This window comes from Peptostreptococcus sp. D1, from assembly GCF_900112955.1.
Classification (GTDB): domain Bacteria; phylum Bacillota; class Clostridia; order Peptostreptococcales; family Peptostreptococcaceae; genus Peptostreptococcus.
This window is the reverse complement of the sequence record NZ_FONP01000010.1, coordinates 39,373-57,655: the sequence shown is the minus strand read 5'-3', so window position 1 is coordinate 57,655 and position 18,283 is coordinate 39,373. Positions and strand designations below refer to the sequence as shown.

Annotated in this window: 20 protein-coding genes and 1 other annotated feature; of the genes, 3 read left to right on the top strand and 17 right to left on the bottom strand. The window is 32.5% G+C overall.

The window, feature by feature from the left end:
* Positions 1-15: 15 nt before the first annotated feature.
* Complete coding sequence (locus BM120_RS07910; protein ID WP_091994721.1) at positions 16-780, bottom strand: class I SAM-dependent DNA methyltransferase; 765 nt, start codon at positions 778-780, stop codon at positions 16-18.
* A 67-nt stretch (positions 781-847) separates the two neighbouring features.
* Positions 848-2,041 carry an L-serine ammonia-lyase gene (locus BM120_RS07905; protein WP_091994719.1) on the bottom strand — a complete coding sequence of 398 codons (1,194 nt, stop codon included), beginning with the start codon at positions 2,039-2,041 and terminating at the stop codon, positions 848-850.
* A gap of 185 nt (positions 2,042-2,226) precedes the next feature.
* Between BM120_RS07905 and BM120_RS07900 the strand changes: the two genes are divergently transcribed.
* Complete coding sequence (locus tag BM120_RS07900; protein WP_091994716.1) at positions 2,227-3,108, top strand: dihydrodipicolinate synthase family protein; 882 nt, start codon at positions 2,227-2,229, stop codon at positions 3,106-3,108.
* 232 nt (positions 3,109-3,340) lie between these two features.
* On the opposite strand, the gene BM120_RS07895 is transcribed toward BM120_RS07900, so the two are convergent.
* The 5 genes from BM120_RS07895 to BM120_RS07875 form a co-directional block, all read right to left on the bottom strand.
* Positions 3,341-3,613, bottom strand: a complete 273-nt coding sequence (locus BM120_RS07895; protein WP_091994714.1) for an SH3 domain-containing protein — start codon at positions 3,611-3,613, stop codon at positions 3,341-3,343.
* Positions 3,555-4,298 carry a hypothetical protein gene (locus BM120_RS07890; protein WP_091994713.1) on the bottom strand — a complete coding sequence of 248 codons (744 nt, stop codon included), beginning with the start codon at positions 4,296-4,298 and terminating at the stop codon, positions 3,555-3,557. The genes BM120_RS07895 and BM120_RS07890 overlap by 59 nt, the downstream gene beginning before the upstream one ends.
* A gap of 37 nt (positions 4,299-4,335) precedes the next feature.
* Complete coding sequence (locus BM120_RS07885; protein WP_091994710.1) at positions 4,336-5,400, bottom strand: NADPH-dependent oxidoreductase; 1,065 nt, start codon at positions 5,398-5,400, stop codon at positions 4,336-4,338.
* Positions 5,401-5,463: 63 nt separating this feature from the next.
* Positions 5,464-5,952 (bottom strand): DUF1097 domain-containing protein, encoded by a 489-nt coding sequence (locus BM120_RS07880; protein ID WP_091994708.1) that lies wholly within the window; start codon positions 5,950-5,952, stop codon positions 5,464-5,466.
* A gap of 36 nt (positions 5,953-5,988) precedes the next feature.
* Positions 5,989-6,246 carry a TM1266 family iron-only hydrogenase system putative regulator gene (locus BM120_RS07875; RefSeq protein ID WP_091994705.1) on the bottom strand — a complete coding sequence of 86 codons (258 nt, stop codon included), beginning with the start codon at positions 6,244-6,246 and terminating at the stop codon, positions 5,989-5,991.
* A 157-nt stretch (positions 6,247-6,403) separates the two neighbouring features.
* Here BM120_RS07875 and BM120_RS07870 point away from each other — a divergent pair, with 157 nt between their 5' ends.
* Together BM120_RS07870 and BM120_RS07865 are read left to right on the top strand one after the other, a co-directional pair.
* Positions 6,404-6,889, top strand: a complete 486-nt coding sequence (locus BM120_RS07870; RefSeq protein WP_091994702.1) for a GAF domain-containing protein — start codon at positions 6,404-6,406, stop codon at positions 6,887-6,889.
* Between the two features lie 19 nt (positions 6,890-6,908).
* Positions 6,909-7,304, top strand: coding sequence for a pyridoxamine 5'-phosphate oxidase family protein (locus tag BM120_RS07865; RefSeq protein ID WP_091994701.1), 396 nt, complete (start codon positions 6,909-6,911; stop codon positions 7,302-7,304).
* A gap of 220 nt (positions 7,305-7,524) precedes the next feature.
* On the opposite strand, the gene BM120_RS07860 is transcribed toward BM120_RS07865, so the two are convergent.
* From BM120_RS07860 to BM120_RS07815, 10 genes are all read right to left on the bottom strand, one after another.
* Entirely contained in the window at positions 7,525-8,172 is a 648-nt protein-coding gene (locus tag BM120_RS07860) for an SdpI family protein (protein WP_091994698.1), read from the bottom strand.
* Entirely contained in the window at positions 8,162-8,437 is a 276-nt protein-coding gene (locus BM120_RS07855) for a metalloregulator ArsR/SmtB family transcription factor (RefSeq protein WP_091994696.1), read from the bottom strand. Before BM120_RS07855 ends, BM120_RS07860 begins: the two co-directional genes overlap by 11 nt.
* Positions 8,438-8,690: 253 nt before the next feature.
* Complete coding sequence (locus BM120_RS07850) at positions 8,691-9,422, bottom strand: MerR family transcriptional regulator (RefSeq protein ID WP_091994693.1); 732 nt, start codon at positions 9,420-9,422, stop codon at positions 8,691-8,693.
* A 195-nt stretch (positions 9,423-9,617) separates the two neighbouring features.
* A complete protein-coding gene (smpB, locus tag BM120_RS07845; RefSeq protein ID WP_091994691.1) occupies positions 9,618-10,073 on the bottom strand; it encodes an SsrA-binding protein SmpB in 456 nt (151 codons plus the stop codon).
* A gap of 124 nt (positions 10,074-10,197) precedes the next feature.
* Positions 10,198-12,342, bottom strand: coding sequence for a ribonuclease R (gene rnr / locus BM120_RS07840; protein WP_091994688.1), 2,145 nt, complete (start codon positions 12,340-12,342; stop codon positions 10,198-10,200).
* Between the two features lie 60 nt (positions 12,343-12,402).
* On the bottom strand, positions 12,403-12,636 hold the full coding sequence (secG, locus tag BM120_RS07835; protein WP_091994686.1) for a preprotein translocase subunit SecG: 234 nt from the start codon (positions 12,634-12,636) through the stop codon (positions 12,403-12,405).
* Positions 12,637-13,182: 546 nt separating this feature from the next.
* A complete protein-coding gene (gene thrS, locus BM120_RS07830) occupies positions 13,183-15,108 on the bottom strand; it encodes a threonine--tRNA ligase (RefSeq protein ID WP_091994683.1) in 1,926 nt (641 codons plus the stop codon).
* A gap of 83 nt (positions 15,109-15,191) precedes the next feature.
* Positions 15,192-15,408, bottom strand: a binding site (T-box leader).
* 65 nt (positions 15,409-15,473) lie between these two features.
* Entirely contained in the window at positions 15,474-16,067 is a 594-nt protein-coding gene (locus BM120_RS07825) for a DUF445 domain-containing protein (protein ID WP_242941587.1), read from the bottom strand.
* Between the two features lie 105 nt (positions 16,068-16,172).
* On the bottom strand, positions 16,173-16,919 hold the full coding sequence (locus tag BM120_RS07820; protein ID WP_091994679.1) for a DUF6873 family GME fold protein: 747 nt from the start codon (positions 16,917-16,919) through the stop codon (positions 16,173-16,175).
* Positions 16,920-17,047: 128 nt separating this feature from the next.
* Positions 17,048-18,271 carry a glycosyltransferase family 4 protein gene (locus BM120_RS07815; RefSeq protein ID WP_091994676.1) on the bottom strand — a complete coding sequence of 408 codons (1,224 nt, stop codon included), beginning with the start codon at positions 18,269-18,271 and terminating at the stop codon, positions 17,048-17,050.
* Positions 18,272-18,283 lie beyond the last annotated feature (12 nt).

Here is an 18,283-nt window from a genome sequence, read left to right as displayed (position 1 = left end):
AGCAATACCTTACTATCATTTCTTCGCTATAAAGAACAATCGTTGAGAATCTTCTTTAGATTTTTGCAGATCGAAATCACCAAAAACTTTTATATATCCGAATCCGACTTCCTTTAGCAGTGTTACCAATTCGCTTTCTTCATATGCTCTTTGACGATGAAGCTCTCTATATCTTTCGTATAGATTGTCTTCCTCATCGTCTTCAGCTTCAACCTTTACAAAGAAATCTAATTCCATATCTATCAGCTTCGTTTCTTCGTCAAAGTAATTTGTCCACATATACGACAGGCTTTCCCTAGACTCTCCCATGAAATTATTACCTAAAATATTTTTTATTTTATAATATGAGCTGATATCAAAAATAAATACACCTTCTTTTTTCAATAATTCATACACTTTTACAAATATTTTCTTTAAATTATCTATTTCAGTTATGTAATTAAACCCATCACAGGCACATAGTACACAATCTAAATCGTACAAATCGAAATCTAATTCAACCATATCTTGCTCCAGGAGAACTAAAGGTATTCCCCTTTCCTCTGATTTCGACAGTGCAACATCTAACATCGAGTACGATATATCCACACCTGCGATGTCGTATCCTTTCTCTGCCAATGGAATGGTAATATTTCCTGTTCCACAAGCTAATTCAAGAATATTTTTCACACTCGATCCGCTTTTTTCAATAATTTTTTCAATATGACTTACCCACATTTCATAGTCTACATCATCCATCAAATCATCGTATATATACGCAAAATTTTCGTATTGACCCATATTTTTTCTCCATATTTGATACTACAAAAAAATGGTATAGAGACAAAATGCCCCTATACTCATTAAATTAACATTCAAACCACTTTGCCAAACCACCCTTGGCAGTTTCTCTATACTTATCCATCAAATCTATACCAGTTTCTTTCATTGTCACAGTTACCTGATCGAAAGAAATAGTATGTGTTCCTTCGGTATTTAGTGCATATTTTGCAGCTGCAATAGCTCTTTCTGCTGCCATTGCATTTCTTTCTATACAAGGAATTTGAACATAACCATATACTGGATCGCATGTCATTCCAAGGTGATGCTCCAATCCTATTTCAGCGGCATATTCTATTTGTTCCAATGTTCCACCAAATAAATATGCTGCACCTGCTGCTGCCATTGAACAGGCTGTTCCAACTTCACCCTGACATCCAACCTCTGCACCTGAAATCGAGGCATTTGTTTTTACTAGATTACCTATAAGACCCGCCACGATTAATCCTTCTATTACATGTTGCTTAGTATATCCATTGTGTACCATCAGCGAATAGAAAACACCAGGTATTACTCCTGCCGCACCACAGGTTGGAGCTGTTACTATATTTCCACCAGAAGCATTTTCTTCAGATGCTGCCAATGCAAATGCATAATCAAGTGTCGTATAGTCTTTCGTAGCTAGGTATTTTTTATAAAATCTCGGTGCACGTCTCTTCAAGTTAAGCTTTCCAGGTATTACAGTGTTTGTTTCAATACCCTTGTCTATAGAGGCTTTCATCGCATCTGCAATTCCATTCATAAAATCTAGAAAATCGTCATCCTCTCTTTCCAAAACGTACTCAACAAAATTCATTTCTCTTTCTTTACAGTATTCTATTATATCATCCAATTTTGAGTGTTCATAATATACTTTACCAGTTGTCTCGTTTCTTTTTCCTTCTTCGGCAAGTGTTCCTCCACCTACAGAAAATACTGTCCATTCATCATATAAATTTCCATCTTTATCCAATGCCTCAAGCTTCATTCCATTAGGATGAAACTCAGGATTGATATCGGCTCTCCAGATAATTTCAACAGATTTTGGAGCAATAGTTTTCTCAATGATGTAGTCAGTTAAATGACCCTTACCAGTTGCCGCCAAACTACCATACAATGTACATCTGTAGCTATTTGCCTCGGGATTTTTATCTATAAACCGCCTAGCAGCTCTCTGTGGTCCCATTGTATGTGAGCTCGATGGTCCAGATCCTATCTTATATAATTCTTTAAGTGTATCCATTTTTCCTCCATTGTATTATCTACAAATTAATTTTTTCTTCACATTAATTATATCATAAATATAAATAAATGTATTAATGTATTTATTTATATTTATGATATAATTAATGTGTATTAGATACTACATATGGGTATGAAATACTTATAATTAGGTTTTAGTATCAATAAAATTACAGGAGGAATATTATGATTAATAAAGGTTTATCTATAAATTTATTAACACCATTCACAGAAACAAATGAAATAGATTTTGAAAGTATTGAAAGACAAATCGAGGTATATATTGCAAATGGTGCAAAATCATTAATTTTGGGGCGTTCTTTCGGAGAGTTCTTGACAATGAATGATAACGAAATTATCGATGTGGTTGAGTTTGTAGTAAAAAAGGTAGACAAAAGAGTTCCAGTTATTGCACAAACTGGCTTTAACGATACGATTAGATCAATAAAGCTTTCGTTAAAGGTAAAAAGCATTGGCGTTGACGCTATAATATTGCTTGCTCCATATTATAGCTTGGGCAATGAAGCCGGAATATTAAATCACTTTAAATCAATTGCCACTGCTGTTAGATTACCATGCTATATTGAAAATGATTACGAAAAATCAGGAGTTGATCTATCAGAATACATTGCGTCAATTTCAGAAATTAAAAATATTGTCGGCATAATTGAAAATACTGATGACACAAGAAAATACATATCAATTATTTCAAAAGTAAGCAATGATTTTCAAATAATCTGTGCAAATGATAGAGCCATATTCCCTGCACTCAGTCTTGGTATTAAGGCTTTTATTTCACCAATTTCAAATATTTGTCCTTCTGATATTAGTGAAATCATTGATTTTTTTGAAAAATCGGACATTGTTAAATCTAGAAATAAATTTTTATCTATGCTGGAGTATTTCGATGTATTCTATCAAGATATTCAACCAGTTCCAATAAAAACTGCAATGAATATGCTTGGTTATGATGTTGGAGATTTCAGATTGCCATTGAGTGGAATGAATACAGACCATGCTGCAAGAGTCGCAACATTGATTATGGATCAAAATATAAGAAAGCTTTAGCTTTAAAATGGGATTGACTAAAAAGCCACCGAAAATAAATCAAAATCATTGAAATTATATTTTTGAAATAAGCTCTATACAAAAAGCATCCAAGCATTCATTTTCATACTTGTAGGATGAGGATGCTTTTTTGCATAGAGCTGACTTTTGAGTCAGACCTTATTTTTTAACATTTACTGTCTCCAAATAATGTCTTTAAATTATTACAATAACGAACGTATTTCTTTAATATTTATATACTTCCATCCAATGCATTTGATAATATCCATCCTGTTACACTAACATTTTTTGTAGAAAAATATGTTACTTTACACCACATTCTAGATGAATTTTCGATATGTGTATCTTCAACATAGACCATATCTCCTTTTTCTAGAGTATCTGTTATCATAGAATTTTTATCATGATTTTCTCTAACATTTGCTTTTACAGCCGTAACATACTGTTCACTTCCTATAATAGACTTCGATAATTCTAGCAGCCTCTGATGAATTTTGATTTCCATTTTTCTTATCCAGTATTTTTTCTCTAAGTGCAATTGCATACTCATTGTCTGGCAGTATATTTATCATTTTCTCAATCTGAATAAGTGCAGAGTCCAAATCATTTTTCAAGTATAACAACTCAATTTCGTTGATCCAATTATTCGCCGCATCATCTATCAATTTATTAATATTCTTTATCAGCTTTTCGTCAGTTGTAGATATCGTCAGTAGTCTTTCGATAGCATTTTCATAATCCTGAGACATAACCATTGAATTAGCTTCTTTCAGCAATTCCATATTTTCTAATACAGATTCAATTTGCTTACATTTTTTGTCATATTCAATATCGCCAGTTTCATAATATAAAATTTTATAAAGATCCATCGCACCTCTATAGTTTTCATTTGCCAAATGTCTATCTGCATCCGCTTCCAGATGAGATATTCTTGTTGAATATCGCATGAAAATCAGACCAAATATGACTAACAAAATCAACACCAAGAAAATAATTAATGCCAAAATTTTATTTTTCCTTCGCTTGACGACTTTTCTATGTTCTTCAAATTCATCCAATTCTCTTTTGGTAGCTTGTTCCTGATATTTTCTAATTACTTCGCTGTCCAGCTTTATTTCCTGAGTGTTTTGACTCAAATCCTTGCTATCGATAACTCTATGCCTATTTATATCTTTATTTTTCCATATCATTATCTGCCTCCAAAGTGTTAGAAATCAATATAAATTCCTACTCTTCATCAATTCTAGATTCAATCATATAAATTAGAGATTCAACCGGCATATCACCCATTTCTGCCAATAGCTCAAGTGTTACTTTTTCAAAATCAGAGCTTGCCGTAATGGTTTTTAATACATTAAATCTCGGATTTATCATCAACAAATATTCTTTTACAAATGGATATTTCTCAAACATTTCCTTAACTGAAGAGCTATATTTAAAGCCCAGTCTGCTTACATCAAATATTTCTTCATCGATTTCCTTTGGCAAGCTTTTATACATTCTTTTTATTTCATTTTCAGGAATATATTCCAACGCAAACTCAAATCCTTGCTTTCTAATAGTGTTCAAAATCTTTACTCTTGGTTCAATCCCTCTAGAAAGCATATTAACAACATGACTACTAAAAGATTCTAACCTAAAATTATCTTCTCTATTTTCATAGTAAGCTTTCATTATATTGTCATATTTCTCTATAGCTTTGCCATAGTCTTCTTCTATTTTATATTTGTTTTCGAATACCTTTAATTCTAGCTCCATCCTTGGTTTAACATCTGGATCTTCATCAGGATAGCCAAATTCCAAACCTAAGGCTGGAAAAGTATATTCTGGAAGCTCTAACAAATCAATTAATTTTTGAGAATCGTTCAATATGCTTCCCAAAAAAACACCACCTAACCCCATACTTTCCAATGCAACCATAACATTTTGTGCACTTAGCAATGCATCAGAAAAGCCTTGAAAAAATCTATCCATAGAATTACTATAGTCTGTATATACATCCTTACTTGCAGAAATCTTTGCATTTCTATAAGCATCCACAACAAATATCCACACTTCTGGTGCAACAGACACGTGTTTTTGCATACAAATATCAGATATTTCCTTTTTTAAATTACTATCGGTAATTCTTATTATACTATACCCCTGCATAGCAACACTAGAAGATGTCTGATTTGCAACATCCAACAATGTTTTTATGATTTTGGGTTCAACAGCCTTGTCCTTAAACCTTCTTATAGATCTGTGATTAAGCTGATTATTTATAGTTTCATTAACAATGCTATTATTCATTACAATTATCCCTCCATAGATTATTTATATGGATATCTATACCCAAAAAACACACTATTGCTTCTATTCTTTACCAAATTTTTTGTAAAAAAAGTTTCCTAATGTATCACAGCTAATTGCCAATACTGCACCGCACAAGAATGAAATAATAACATATAGAATTTCTCCACTCAATACATTTATTCCCATTGACGCCACACCGAAGGTCGTAAAGCAACCTATGAACGCTCCAGGTATAAACCACAACACTTCAGCCTTTGCTTGCCAACACATCGTCGCAGAAATCACGCCTGTCATAATAACTGAAAGTGCCATAGAATTTGGAACAAAGCTTGAAACAAACATAGCTACCAATGCGGAAATCATTCCTGACATAGTCGAAAATATTGCCGTTTTTACGCCTTCTAACCCATGCTTACCGGAAGCAAAATAAGCTGTACAACCAGCAAATCCAACCCAAGTTATCAATCCCAAAGCTTGAAATGAAGAAATTAATCCCCAAATTCCACAGCAGATTCCCGTCCCTAATCCAAGGGCAAATAACATACTCATCTATCTTATACCTCCATCCTTTATATTTCTAAATAACTAAACCAATTCTTTTTTAGATACCGCAGCTTTTACACTTACGCTGTCGATTGCACCTATTTTCCCAGTTAATTCGTTAATATCATCCATTGTTCCAATCACTGTAATACTTACAACAGAAATTCCTTCTTCCGGAAATGGAAGTCCCATTCTGCCTCTAACAATATCCTTATATTCTGACACAATACGATTGAAATCACTCTGGCTTTGTACTGGATTATCCAATACAGCACTTATAACAGCAACTCTTTTTTCCATAAATTATTTACCCCCCTTGAAAATATTTTCTCGTCTACTATATTATACTACATTTGAGTTCGAATTCTCAAAAATATATATCAAAAAAAATAAAGATTTATTGCTTTTTTTTGATACTAGTTATAAAATATAATAAATTAAAAAATGGAGGGAAAATATGTTCGATATAAAGATTTTTGATGGTCTATCAACTGAAGAAAAATACGCTTCGATGGTTATGGCTATAAGAGGACTTGTCGATACCGACGATTCTGTAGTGAGTAAATTAGCAAATGCATCTGCATTGATAAATGCAATTGTTGGAAGAATGAATTGGTGTGGATTTTATTTAGACAATGGAAAACAGCTTGAGCTGGGACCTTTTCAGGGAATGCCAGCATGCACAAAAATAAATTATGAAAGTGGTGTTTGCGGAAAATCCTTTAGCATAAAGAAGACATTGAGAGTAGATAATGTTCACAATTTTGAAGGTCATATCGCCTGTGATGCTGCTTCCAACTCAGAGCTTGTAATTCCTATCATAAAAGACGGCGTTTGCAAGGGTGTATTAGATATGGATAGTGCTGAGTTTTCACGATTTGGTGAGCTAGAAGAAAAATATATAGGTGAATGTGTAAAAATTATAGAAGCTCATGTATTTTAATATTTATGGAGGTATAACAATGAAAGTAATCGAATTTTTAAACAATGCAAAGGTATATTATTTGGCAACTGTCGATGGAGATCAGCCACACGTTAGACCAATAGGCTTCGTGATGGATTACAAGGATCAATTAGTATTTTCAACTGATGCAAGAAAAAAAATGTGCAATCAAATTAAGAAAAACCCAAAGGCTGAAATAAGTGCAATCGATGAAAATATGAATATCCTTAGACTTACTGGAAAAGTTAGATTTATTACGGACACAGATTCTCAAGCAGCAGCTATAAACGCATTCCCTCTTTTTGGTCAAATGTATACTGTTGGTGACAGCAACTTTGAAATATATACACTTGATGAGATAGAAATATCTTATACAACAATGACCGGAAAAAAACTAGATGGCATTAAGCTATAACAAATAGGTATAAAAAAACAGCTAATTCAATACCTGTACCGCCCCCCAAAAGCTAGACCTAAAAATCTAACGATTGGGAGGTCGGTACAAATTTTTATTGTACCAATAGAAGGCTATTTTTGATTTTAATTTACAGACTTTTTTACAGTCTCCAATAAATTAATGCATGTCAAGGTGCTGCTCCAAAAGCCCCTTCTGTAATATTAAGCTATGCAATTTTTTATTTTGCTACTTTATGGCTGTAAATCAAATCAACAGCTAATCCAATTAGAATAATGATTGCAATCAACACATATAATATTATGCTTCGAAATATCAAGCTAAATATTGCAATGAAAATTCCTGTTATCATAGTTGCAATCCCTGAAATTCTTTGACATTTCTTCCATGCTTCATCATTTTTCATACTATTCCTTGTTCTAAACCCCAAAGCACCATTCTTTTTCAGCTTAGGCATTACATTGCCAATTACAATAAAGACAATTCCCACAAAAAAGAATAAAGCTTGTTCAAACTCAAAAGAGGCAAAAGACAATTTTTCAGCCTTACTCAAACCCGAATAAATCATCACTCCAGAAATGATGTTAAAAATCAACAATGAACAAATTCCAATAATTAAGCCGTTCTTTTCGTTATTATTCCCTTGTACCTCTTGTTTCTTGGCAATTCTCCCCATAAGTAATAAAAATTGTCCAAATAGAATTGTTACAACTGGGAATATCAAAATTTCATATTTGCTGCCCCATCTATCAATCTTATTGTCAATATTATAGTGAGCGGGGATTAAATCCGGCAAAAACAACAATGCAACAATACTCACAACTAATGGTAAAAACATAAGTATATAAAACAGTTTTTTATTCTTCATTTTTTTCTCCTTTCAAATCGGAAATCCACATGATCGCTTCATCTAAAATAGATAAATTTAATTCATAAAAGATAAAATTCTTATACTTTGTTTCGTAAATCAAATCAGATTTTTTCAGTTTCGCTAAATGATAAGATAAGGCTTGAGGAGACATTCCCAAATTTTCAGCCAAATCCCCGGAATTTATTTTTCCGTCCTTTAATTTCATCAAAATATTTCTTCTATTATCATCTGCTAATGCTGACAAAATATCTTTAATTGCCATTACATCACCTCGCAGTCTATTTTAATAATTATTTAAATAGATTATAGCTTTTTCAATAAAAGAAATCAACACTATTTAAAAATATTTTTAAATAGTTATAGCGCTATATTTTTTCGTTACCTCTTGTAAATTGATGCGAATGTTACTGCACCTTTTTTAACTTTGCTCCCCATGTTATATCTTCATTTAATGGTAGCATAAGTAGGCTATGGACGTGTGGAAAAATTTTTTAAAAATAACTTATGACAAATTCTTATTTTTTTACATAATGTTGAATTGCATCACAAACATATTGTGCAGTTCCTTTACCAAACTTATCCAAGTTATCCCTAAATTCATCATTTTGTACATATCCAAAGCCGATGCTAGAAAACACGTCAATAGTGCAATCAAAAGCATATTCACAAAGAAGCTTATGTAATCTTTGTGCTAGCTCTACATTTTCTTTATCCAAGGAATTTAGTCCGTTCGACATATTTTTTGAAAAAGCAAAGAATATTTCATTGAATCCATCAGTGATTTCTTGTTCCTTTCCTCTTTGTCTTTCAATAGCCTGCTCAATAACATCTTCCCCATACATATCCACTGCTGCTTGTTTGTATTTTTGATTATCATGATATGTAAATCCATTAAATTTTTCCTTTGCTGACATATTCATTCTCCTTTCTCTTGATTCAATTGTCTTTTCCAATGTTTCTATCAACGTTAGGATACGTTCCTTCTCTTTTTGCATTAAAATCAATTGTTTTTTCAAATGAAAAGTTATTTCTTTTCCATCATTATTTATCAATTCTTTTATCTGCTTTAGAGAAAAACCCAAATACTTATAAAATAAAATCATCTGCAAAATAGACATATCTTCTTCAGAATAATATCTGTATCCATTTTCATATTTTTGAGGAGAAAGTAAACCAATCTCATCATAATGATGTAAAGTGCGCACCGATACACCACTAATCTCACTAGCTTTTTTTATCAAGTACATAAAATCACCTCCTAACTATAAAGTATAGGCTATTACGTTATGTTATAGTCAACATGTTTTCGAAAAATTTTCAACAAAAAATATGTTTCCATCTCTCACAAATAAATTGTTATGAATTACATTAAGTAAAAAAGCTACAACACTCTATTTCAATTCAGAATGTCGTAGCCAATCTCATTTATCGTATAAACGATACTAATATTTTCCTGTAATTTCCCTCTCTATTCTTCTTTGAGCATCCTTTTTCGCTATAGCTTGACGCTTATCATATAATTTTTTCCCCTTAGCAAGTCCAAGCTCAACCTTTACTTTACCATTTTTTAGATAGACACTCAGAGGTATTAGAGAGTAACCCTTTACTGTTGTCGCCCCTATCAGCTTTCTTATCTCACTCTTGTGTAGCAATAGCCTCCTATTCCTAAGAGGATCAACATTATATCTATTCCCTTGCTCATATGGGCTGATATGAACCTGCTTCAAGAAAACCTCGCTATTATCAACAGAAGCATACCCATCCTTCAAGTTTATTTTTCCCATTCGTATTGATTTTACTTCAGTTCCCTTTAGCTCTATTCCACATTCGTAAACTTCATCTATAAAGTAGTTATGTCTAGCCACCTTATTTTTGGCTAGTATCTTAACTCCAGACATAAAGCTACCTCCCCTTTTAAATATTTCAAGTTATCAGTTAATTTTTTTACCATTTTACCTTCTATTACTAAAATCAATTCATTTTTAATTTAAAATATATACTCTATTGATTTTTTATCGTAGCCTATTCCTGTATAAAAGAAAAATCTATTTTTCTAGTTTCGACTTCAACTTTTATCAATTTTACCTTGTGCTTTTGACCTATTTTGTATACTTTCTTTGTAGTTTCCCCAACTAAAGTCTTACTTCTCTCATTATAAATATAATAATCTGGAAGACCTTCCAAGCTTATCATCCCTTCTACACCATTTGACAGCTCGACAAAGATACCAAAATTTGTTATTCCAGAAATATGTCCTTCAAACTCGTCTCCAATCTTGTCGCTCATAAACACTGCTTTATAATAATCGTCCACATCTCTTTCAGCCATTTCAGCCTTTCGCTCCAGCACTGAACTCTGATCACTCACTCCATACAATATATTTTCATAGTGAGTTATTCTCTTATCGCTCAGCTTTCCTGAAATATGTTCCTTTATTATCCTATGAATCTGTAAATCTGGATATCTTCTAATTGGTGATGTAAAATGACAATAGTACGTCGCAGCCAAGCCAAAATGTCCCAGACATTCAGGAGAATATCTAGCTTGTCTCAATGTTCTCAGCATGATTGAACCAACAGCCTGTTTTATTTCAAAATCTTCAATGCTATCCAGTACTCTTTGTAAATCACTCGGTCTAATTCCACCCTTTGAAATTCTCAATATAATATCTAATTCATATAAATATTCCTTCAAAATTGTGACCTTTTCATTGTCAGGTAATTCATGAACTCTATACACAAAAGGAGTTTTCAACCAGAAGAAATGCTCCGCAATAGTTTCATTTGCCAAAAGCATAAACTCCTCTATTAATTTGTTTGATACTCTTCTTTCGTATGGCGAAATCTCAATTGGATATCCATTTTTGTTAAGTACTATTTTTGATTCAGGAAAATCAAAATCAATTGCTCCTCTTTTAAATCTGTTTTTTCTCAATAGTTCAGATAACACACCAGCATTCCTCAAGCTATCAAATAGTTCCTCCGTTAGCTCTGGATTATCTATATTCTCAATCAGAGATTTATCGTCATTTTCCAAAAATTCACTTACCTCATGATAAGTCAATCTGGCATTCGATCTAATCACAGATTCTGAAATTACATGACGAACCACCTTTGCATTTTGAGGATTTACTTCCATAATACAAGATAAAGTCAATCTATCTACATGTGGATTCAAAGAGCATATACCATTAGAAAGCTTTTGTGGAAGCATCGGTATTACTTTATCAACCATATACACAGAAGTCCCTCTTCTCAAGGCTTCTCTATCAAGTGGAGAATTTTCTTTTACATAGTATGCTACATCAGCAATATGAACTCCCAGCTCGTAATTTCCATTATCCAAAAGCTCCACACTTATTGCATCGTCAAAGTCTTTAGAATCATCCCCATCGATTGTATAAATCATTTTTTCCCTTAAATCTAGTCTTCCATCTATCTCGTTAGGCTTAACCTTACTTTCAATCATTTCTAATTGAGCAATAACCTTATCTGGAAATTCCTCCTGAAATCCATGACTCCTAACAATTGAATCTATTTCTACAAATCGCTCACCACTCTGACCAATTATCTCAGTAATTATTCCCTCCGGTTTTTTTTCATCATCGGGCCATACCTCAATTTTACAAACCACTTTGTCATTATTTTTCGCTCCACTAAAGTATTTTTTTGGAATAAATATATCCTTATCAAATTTTTTATTGTCAGGAATCACAAAACCAAAACCATTATTTTCGTGAAATAAACCAACGATATTTCTGTTCGCCCTCTCTAAAATTTTTATAACTACACCTTCCTTATTCATTCTTCCTGTAGGCTCTTTTGTAATTTTTACCAGCACAGTATCTCCATCAAAAGCACCATTTCTATCATCAGAATCTATGTATATATCAGAATTATCTTTTTCGGATGTTACAAATCCAAAAGTTTTTCTTGTAAATCCATATCTACCTTTTATCATTGAGTAGCTTTCCAGACTTCCTACCTTCCCTTTTTTGTTTATGAAAAGCTCACCATCCTCAAACATATCTTGAATAAGAGCTTTAACTTCGCTTATTTCGACTTTATCCTCTGCAAAAATTGTAACTAATTCATCAATGGGCATAGGTTTGTATGCGGTTTCTTTTATTAAGCCCAATATTCTATTTTTAACGTCATTTCCTAACATATATTTTCACCCCCATTTATGAAAAAAGCCCCCTTACTTACGTAAAAAGGCATCACAATACTATTTCATTACTGTTACTAGAGCAATTGCATTTACAAAAAATAAAACAGCTATTATTCTTGTAGTTTTCTTTAAAAATGCTTCTTTTCCTTTTGGTTTAAAATACGCTTGATAATCAGAATCCTCCAAAAAAACCTGTGTTTGAGCTTGTTTACTCTCTTGAGGCAACACCACTATTATCAAAAAAATGCTCAATACTAATTGTGTTAACATCAAAATATTACTTATACTCATATCTCTATCCTCCTAAAACATAGTTAATGTCTACTAATTTTCACAATAAAATCCATTTATAAGTATATCATAAAATATCACTAAATTCAATCAATTTAAGGTATAATCTAAGAACATTTTTGAAGAATTCACTTTGCAAATTTATCATATTTTTGTAGTATTACAATTGATATAAAACAAATAATATTAAATAAAATATACTACTATTTACAATTTAAACATTTATAAAATAATAAAGGGATCCTTTTATTACGCTTGAAATCATGGCCCACCCATCAAACATGTTGTTTGTACAAGGGCTATAAGCCCAAAAGGGTTACCGACCAGCATCTAAAGACTTTCACTCTGTCCAAGCTCAGCCCTTAACTCGTCTCTATCCCTTAGGACACAGCCCTATAATATTTAACGTTGATGAGAGAAATTATTTTCTATCATCAACGCCAAATATTATACAATCAAAATAAAAAGTGCTATATATGATATATTAAAAAATCAAATCTATAGCACTTATCTTTATAGCATTATAATACTTTTTAAATAATATTTTTATAGTAAGTCAAAATTCACATTTTCTCTATCCTCTACCTGCTTATTGACCTTTTCCAAGAATTCAGCTACATTCATTGAGCCTAACTCACCCTCTTCTCTAGATCTAACAGATATTGAAGCATTTTCACTTTCTTTTTCTCCCACAACTATCATATAAGGAATCTTTTCCAACTGAGCCTCTCTAATTTTGAAGCCAACTTTTTCTGCTCTATCATCCAACTCAACTCTTATATTGTTGTCAAATAATTTCTTTCTAACTTTATCTGCATAATCATTGTATTTATCAGAAACTGAAATTACCTTAACCTGACATGGAGCCAACCATACTGGGAATTTTCCGGCGTAGTTTTCTATCAATATTCCTATAAATCTTTCAATCGATCCCAGACATACTCTATGAATCATTACTGGCCTATGCTTTTCACCATCTTTTCCAACATAAGTAGCATCAAATCTCTGTGGAAGCTGCATATCCAGCTGAATTGTTCCACACTGCCAAGTTCTACCTATACAGTCTCTTAGGTGGAAGTCAATCTTTGGTCCATAAAAAGCACCATCACCTTCATTTACTATATAATCCATACCAAGCTCTTCCAAAGCACCTCTTAATCCATCCTCTGCTACTGCCCATTCTTCATCAGTTCCCATTGAATCCTCAGGTCTAGTAGACAATTCAACATGGTAAGTGAATCCAAATTTTGTATATACCTTATCAATTAGCTTAACAACGCCCTTAATTTCATCTCTTATTTGTTCAGGTAGCATGAATATATGAGCATCGTCCTGAGTAAATGCTCTAACCCTCATCAAGCCATGTAATGCACCAGATAACTCATGTCTATGTACACGACCTCTTTCAGCAACTCTCATAGGGAAATCTCTGTATGAATGAGGCTTGCTCTTATAAAATATCATTGCACCCGGACAGTTCATCGGCTTGATAGCATAATCTTCTTCATCTATTTGAACAGTATACATATTTTCTTTATAATGGAACCAGTGACCAGAAGTTTCCCATAATTTTCTATTCAAGATAATTGGAGTTTCTATTTCCACATATCCGTCTTCTCTATGAATTTCTTCCCAGTACTTCATTAAAGATTTTTTCAGCTCCATACCTCTTGGCAAAAATAGAGGGAAGCCAGGACCTTCCTCTGGAATCATAAATAAATCTAATTCCTTACCTATTTTTCTGTGATCTCTTTTCTTTGCTTCTTCCAGCATCTTTAGATATTCTTCCAAGTCTTTGTTCTTCTCAAAAGAAGTACCATATACTCTCTGAAGCATTTTGTTGCTCTCGTCACCTCTCCAGTATGCTCCAGCAATACTTTGAAGCTTAAATGCCTTTATCTTCTTAGTACTCTGCAGATGTGGTCCTCTACATAGGTCAACAAATTCACCTTGTCTATACATAGATATTACTTCACCATCTGGAAGCTCTTCTATCATCTCAACCTTATAATCTTCGCCCTTTTCCTTCATCAATTTAATTGCTTCTTCTCTAGAAACCTCAAAGCCTTCGATTACCAAATCTTCCTTGACAATTTTTTTCATTTCAGCTTCTATTTTTTCCAAATCTTCTGGAACTAGCCTGTAGTCCAAATCGAAATCGTAGTAGAATCCATTTTCTATTGCCGGTCCTATCGCCAGCTTTGCTTCTGGCCAAAGTCTTTTCATCGCCTGAGCAAATACATGTGCTGAAGTATGTCTAAATACCTCTTTACCTTCTGGATCATCAAATTTAAAAAAGTTTACCTTGCAGTCTTTTTCAATTTTTTTATTCAAGCTTTCAAGCTTACCATCAATAGAGCCTACTAAAACACTTCTAGCAAATCCATCACTAATTCCCTTTGCAATATCAAATAGTGAAGATCCATCTTCTACTTCTACAAAATTGTCATCTCTTAATTCAACCTTTAACATAGCCTTACCTCCATACTATATTTTATTTGTTTTAGTACATTATATGTAGGGGATTTTTTTCAACAAAAAAATCGCCCCGAAAAAATTGGGACGATATACTCGCGGTTCCACCCAAGTTGGCATAATTAACATTATACCCTCTCGAAAGACTTTAAGGCAGTCAACCGGACACTTTCACTATAGCTACTAAGTCCTGCTCAAAGGTAGTTTTCAAATAGACCATACTAATGAACTTTCAGCCAAGGCTCATCTCTCTGTCAGATGTATTCTATTTTACTTGTCCTTTTTCATAGCAAATTTTTATTTTTTATAATTCTATCACATATTTTTTATGATTGCAATAGTTTATTGTTTAAGTTTTTAATTTAAAAAATCACCGATATAATACCTTGAACAACACCAATGACAAACCCAAGGAACAATCCTAGATTCTCGATATGCTTTAGCTCCTTACTTGCAATCACAAAAATTATTTTCTCCAATTCCACCAAATCCAGCTCGTTGATTTTTTCTTCTACCATCCGTCCAACATCAATCCTTGAAATCGCCTTTTCCTTCGCAATCTCTAATAAAGAATCAATTCCGGAATCAAACTCACTCTCAATCACTTGATCGACAAATTCAGCCACCTTTGACCTAAATAAAAATGGAATAAAGCTCGCCTTTTCCTCGATTATCACTGCAATCCTCTCTTTTAGAGCTCGCTTTAAATTTTCTTTGTCTTCTTCCTTAAACATATTGTTTATCAGTTCATCATAGTCGATCAATTGCTCTCCAACTGTAGTTCCGATACTTTTTGCTATATCAGCTCTTCTCTTGGGAATCAAACCTACGATTTCAAAACCAAAAACAGGTATTTTAAACGGTTTTAATGGTCTAAAAAGCATCTTAACAGCCAAAACGTTTGTCACATATCCAATAATACCTCCAACAACTGCCATTGTTAATATTTTTATCATTATTATTTTATCCATTATATAGATAATTTCATTGTAGTTAAATTAAAGAAAAATTAACTGTTGTATCTGAAACACATAGAATTTAGTTTTTTTCTCGTTTTTCAACTAAATATTCTCAAATAAATACATACCACCATAGTCTACCAATTTTTCCTTACCTAATGAAATTATTTTTTTCCCCCTTTCAGTTATAAATTCCTTTATTCTAGCACATTCTGGATGTTTATCCAAATCTCCAAAGAAAAATACATCATCCTTGTAGACTGCACTAGCCCCTCCAATAAATCCGTAATCCATATCGAATAGAGATATACCACCACTAGATATCTTTAGAACATCAAGCTCCTCTTCAATCAATTTTTTATAAATTCCATTGTCTGCTGTTATAAACGATCTTTCGTCTATTGCGAGAATTGAGCAATTAGCATATCCTTGTTTGACATTTATCACTTTCAAATCGTAATTTACATTATTTATTCTATCAGAAATAGATTCATCTGTAAAATTAAAATTTCCAATATGAACATTACTCACGCTACAGACATTGTAAAAAATATTATTTGGATATTTCTCTGATAGAGTTTTTCTTCCCATTAACAATGATTTTTTTATACCAAGCTCTAAAAAAAAGCTATTATAATAATCAAATGCCTCTGGAGCAGAAATAAAAATATTCCCGTCATAATAAAGAGAAATATCCACATGTCCATTTATAGCATCATATACCTTATCATTTCTGAAAGATGGTATCATTTTGGAAATTCCACACTCAAATAAAGCTTGTTTTATTTTTTCATCCATTCTGTAATCCACTATGCAAAATACATTTCTATTAAAAATACCATTACTCATTATAACACCCAATTTTACAACAACTTATTTTTCAAACGACAACCGATTTTTTTAACAATTGATTTTAAGTAACCAAAAATAATTTTTAGACTACCAATCATTCGTAATCGAGCTACTTATTATAACAACTAATTTTCAGTTATCAAAGCCAACAATCTTTCAGACAAACCATACCACGACAGATTGCTTATGTCCAAAAACCTCTCTCTGTTATTTTTTCTATATTCAACTGCTTTCTCCAATGCGAATTTCAATCTATTTTCAAAGCCTTCCATCTGTTCAAAAACTGGTGTTTGAATGTCAATCATTTCAGGTAATTCCACCAAATTAAACATCCCGCTGTTTTTAATACTATCACTCAGCCATTCTTCTAGTCCATCTGTGTTGGTACAAATAACATAACAACCACATGCCAAGGCTTCAAGAATTACAAGTGGCAATCCTTCATAATATGATGGCAAAACAAAAATATCACTTGAGTTAAATAAATCAGCCAATTCCTGTTGATCAATTTTTCCAACAAAATCAATTTTACGACATGACTTTTTTGCCAAAGCTATTATTTCTTTTAACTCATCACAATCACTAGCACCACCGGCAAAGATAATATCAATATCATATTCTGAAATATCAATTTTATTCAACGCATTAATAAATGGAATTAATCCCTTGCTACAAGATATTTTACCAGCATAAGATATTTTGATGCTTCCAGATTTTTTTACCATTTTATTATTGAAAATTGAACTATCATATCCACTTCCAATTGTTTTTATCTTTGATTCACCAATACCAAAGAGTTTTTCAATAGTTTTTTTCTGCTCATTATGAAGAGCAAATACACCATCTAAGCTCCCAATTTTTTCAATGATGTAATCTCTCATAAAATCATTACTCATTAACTGCCTGATACAGGTTCCATGACAAATTGCGTAGATTTTTTTATTTGGCAATAGCTCTCTTGTTATTGAAGAAATATAATATAAATGATGACATATAATCACATCTGGATTTTCCTTATCAACAGCATCCATCAATAGCTTTGAAAATTCATCTCTCATTTTAGCTGCCTGATCGCTTGTTATATCTCTGTATCTGGTACTAGGATACGGCATATTATCGCTCATTCCAGGTACATTGAAATCGAGTACCTCACTGTTATATTTTAATGGATACAGAGAAACCTCTCCATCGAATTTTTCTAGAATTGCCTGCTCGCTATCAGCTATATCTATCCCCACTATCAATGCCTGATCTATATTTTTTTTTCTAAATCCATTTATTATTCCACTCATATAGATGCCACTTCCGGTTGAATCTGGCTTTTGAGCACTAATATGTAATACTTTCATATCAACCTCCAG

Excerpts from the sequence above, each read along its gene's own strand:
- BM120_RS07900 (WP_091994716.1), top strand. The coding sequence starts at position 2,227 with ATGATTAATAAAGGTTTATCTATAAATTTATTAACACCATTCACAGAA.
- BM120_RS07890 (WP_091994713.1), bottom strand. The coding sequence starts at position 4,298 with ATGATATGGAAAAATAAAGATATAAATAGGCATAGAGTTATCGATAGC.
- BM120_RS07825 (WP_242941587.1), bottom strand. The coding sequence starts at position 16,067 with ATGATAAAAATATTAACAATGGCAGTTGTTGGAGGTATTATTGGATAT.
- BM120_RS07865 (WP_091994701.1), top strand. The coding sequence starts at position 6,909 with ATGAAAGTAATCGAATTTTTAAACAATGCAAAGGTATATTATTTGGCA.
- smpB (WP_091994691.1), bottom strand. The coding sequence starts at position 10,073 with ATGTCTGGAGTTAAGATACTAGCCAAAAATAAGGTGGCTAGACATAAC.
- BM120_RS07905 (WP_091994719.1), bottom strand. The coding sequence starts at position 2,041 with ATGGATACACTTAAAGAATTATATAAGATAGGATCTGGACCATCGAGC.
- BM120_RS07855 (WP_091994696.1), bottom strand. The coding sequence starts at position 8,437 with ATGGCAATTAAAGATATTTTGTCAGCATTAGCAGATGATAATAGAAGA.
- BM120_RS07860 (WP_091994698.1), bottom strand. The coding sequence starts at position 8,172 with ATGAAGAATAAAAAACTGTTTTATATACTTATGTTTTTACCATTAGTT.
- BM120_RS07895 (WP_091994714.1), bottom strand. The coding sequence starts at position 3,613 with ATGGAAATCAAAATTCATCAGAGGCTGCTAGAATTATCGAAGTCTATT.
- BM120_RS07815 (WP_091994676.1), bottom strand. The coding sequence starts at position 18,271 with ATGAAAGTATTACATATTAGTGCTCAAAAGCCAGATTCAACCGGAAGT.
- thrS (WP_091994683.1), bottom strand. The coding sequence starts at position 15,108 with ATGTTAAAGGTTGAATTAAGAGATGACAATTTTGTAGAAGTAGAAGAT.
- BM120_RS07880 (WP_091994708.1), bottom strand. The coding sequence starts at position 5,952 with ATGAGTATGTTATTTGCCCTTGGATTAGGGACGGGAATCTGCTGTGGA.
- rnr (WP_091994688.1), bottom strand. The coding sequence starts at position 12,342 with ATGTTAGGAAATGACGTTAAAAATAGAATATTGGGCTTAATAAAAGAA.
- BM120_RS07820 (WP_091994679.1), bottom strand. The coding sequence starts at position 16,919 with ATGAGTAATGGTATTTTTAATAGAAATGTATTTTGCATAGTGGATTAC.
- BM120_RS07875 (WP_091994705.1), bottom strand. The coding sequence starts at position 6,246 with ATGGAAAAAAGAGTTGCTGTTATAAGTGCTGTATTGGATAATCCAGTA.
- BM120_RS07910 (WP_091994721.1), bottom strand. The coding sequence starts at position 780 with ATGGGTCAATACGAAAATTTTGCGTATATATACGATGATTTGATGGAT.
- secG (WP_091994686.1), bottom strand. The coding sequence starts at position 12,636 with ATGAGTATAAGTAATATTTTGATGTTAACACAATTAGTATTGAGCATT.
- BM120_RS07870 (WP_091994702.1), top strand. The coding sequence starts at position 6,404 with ATGTTCGATATAAAGATTTTTGATGGTCTATCAACTGAAGAAAAATAC.
- BM120_RS07850 (WP_091994693.1), bottom strand. The coding sequence starts at position 9,422 with ATGTACTTGATAAAAAAAGCTAGTGAGATTAGTGGTGTATCGGTGCGC.
- BM120_RS07885 (WP_091994710.1), bottom strand. The coding sequence starts at position 5,400 with ATGAATAATAGCATTGTTAATGAAACTATAAATAATCAGCTTAATCAC.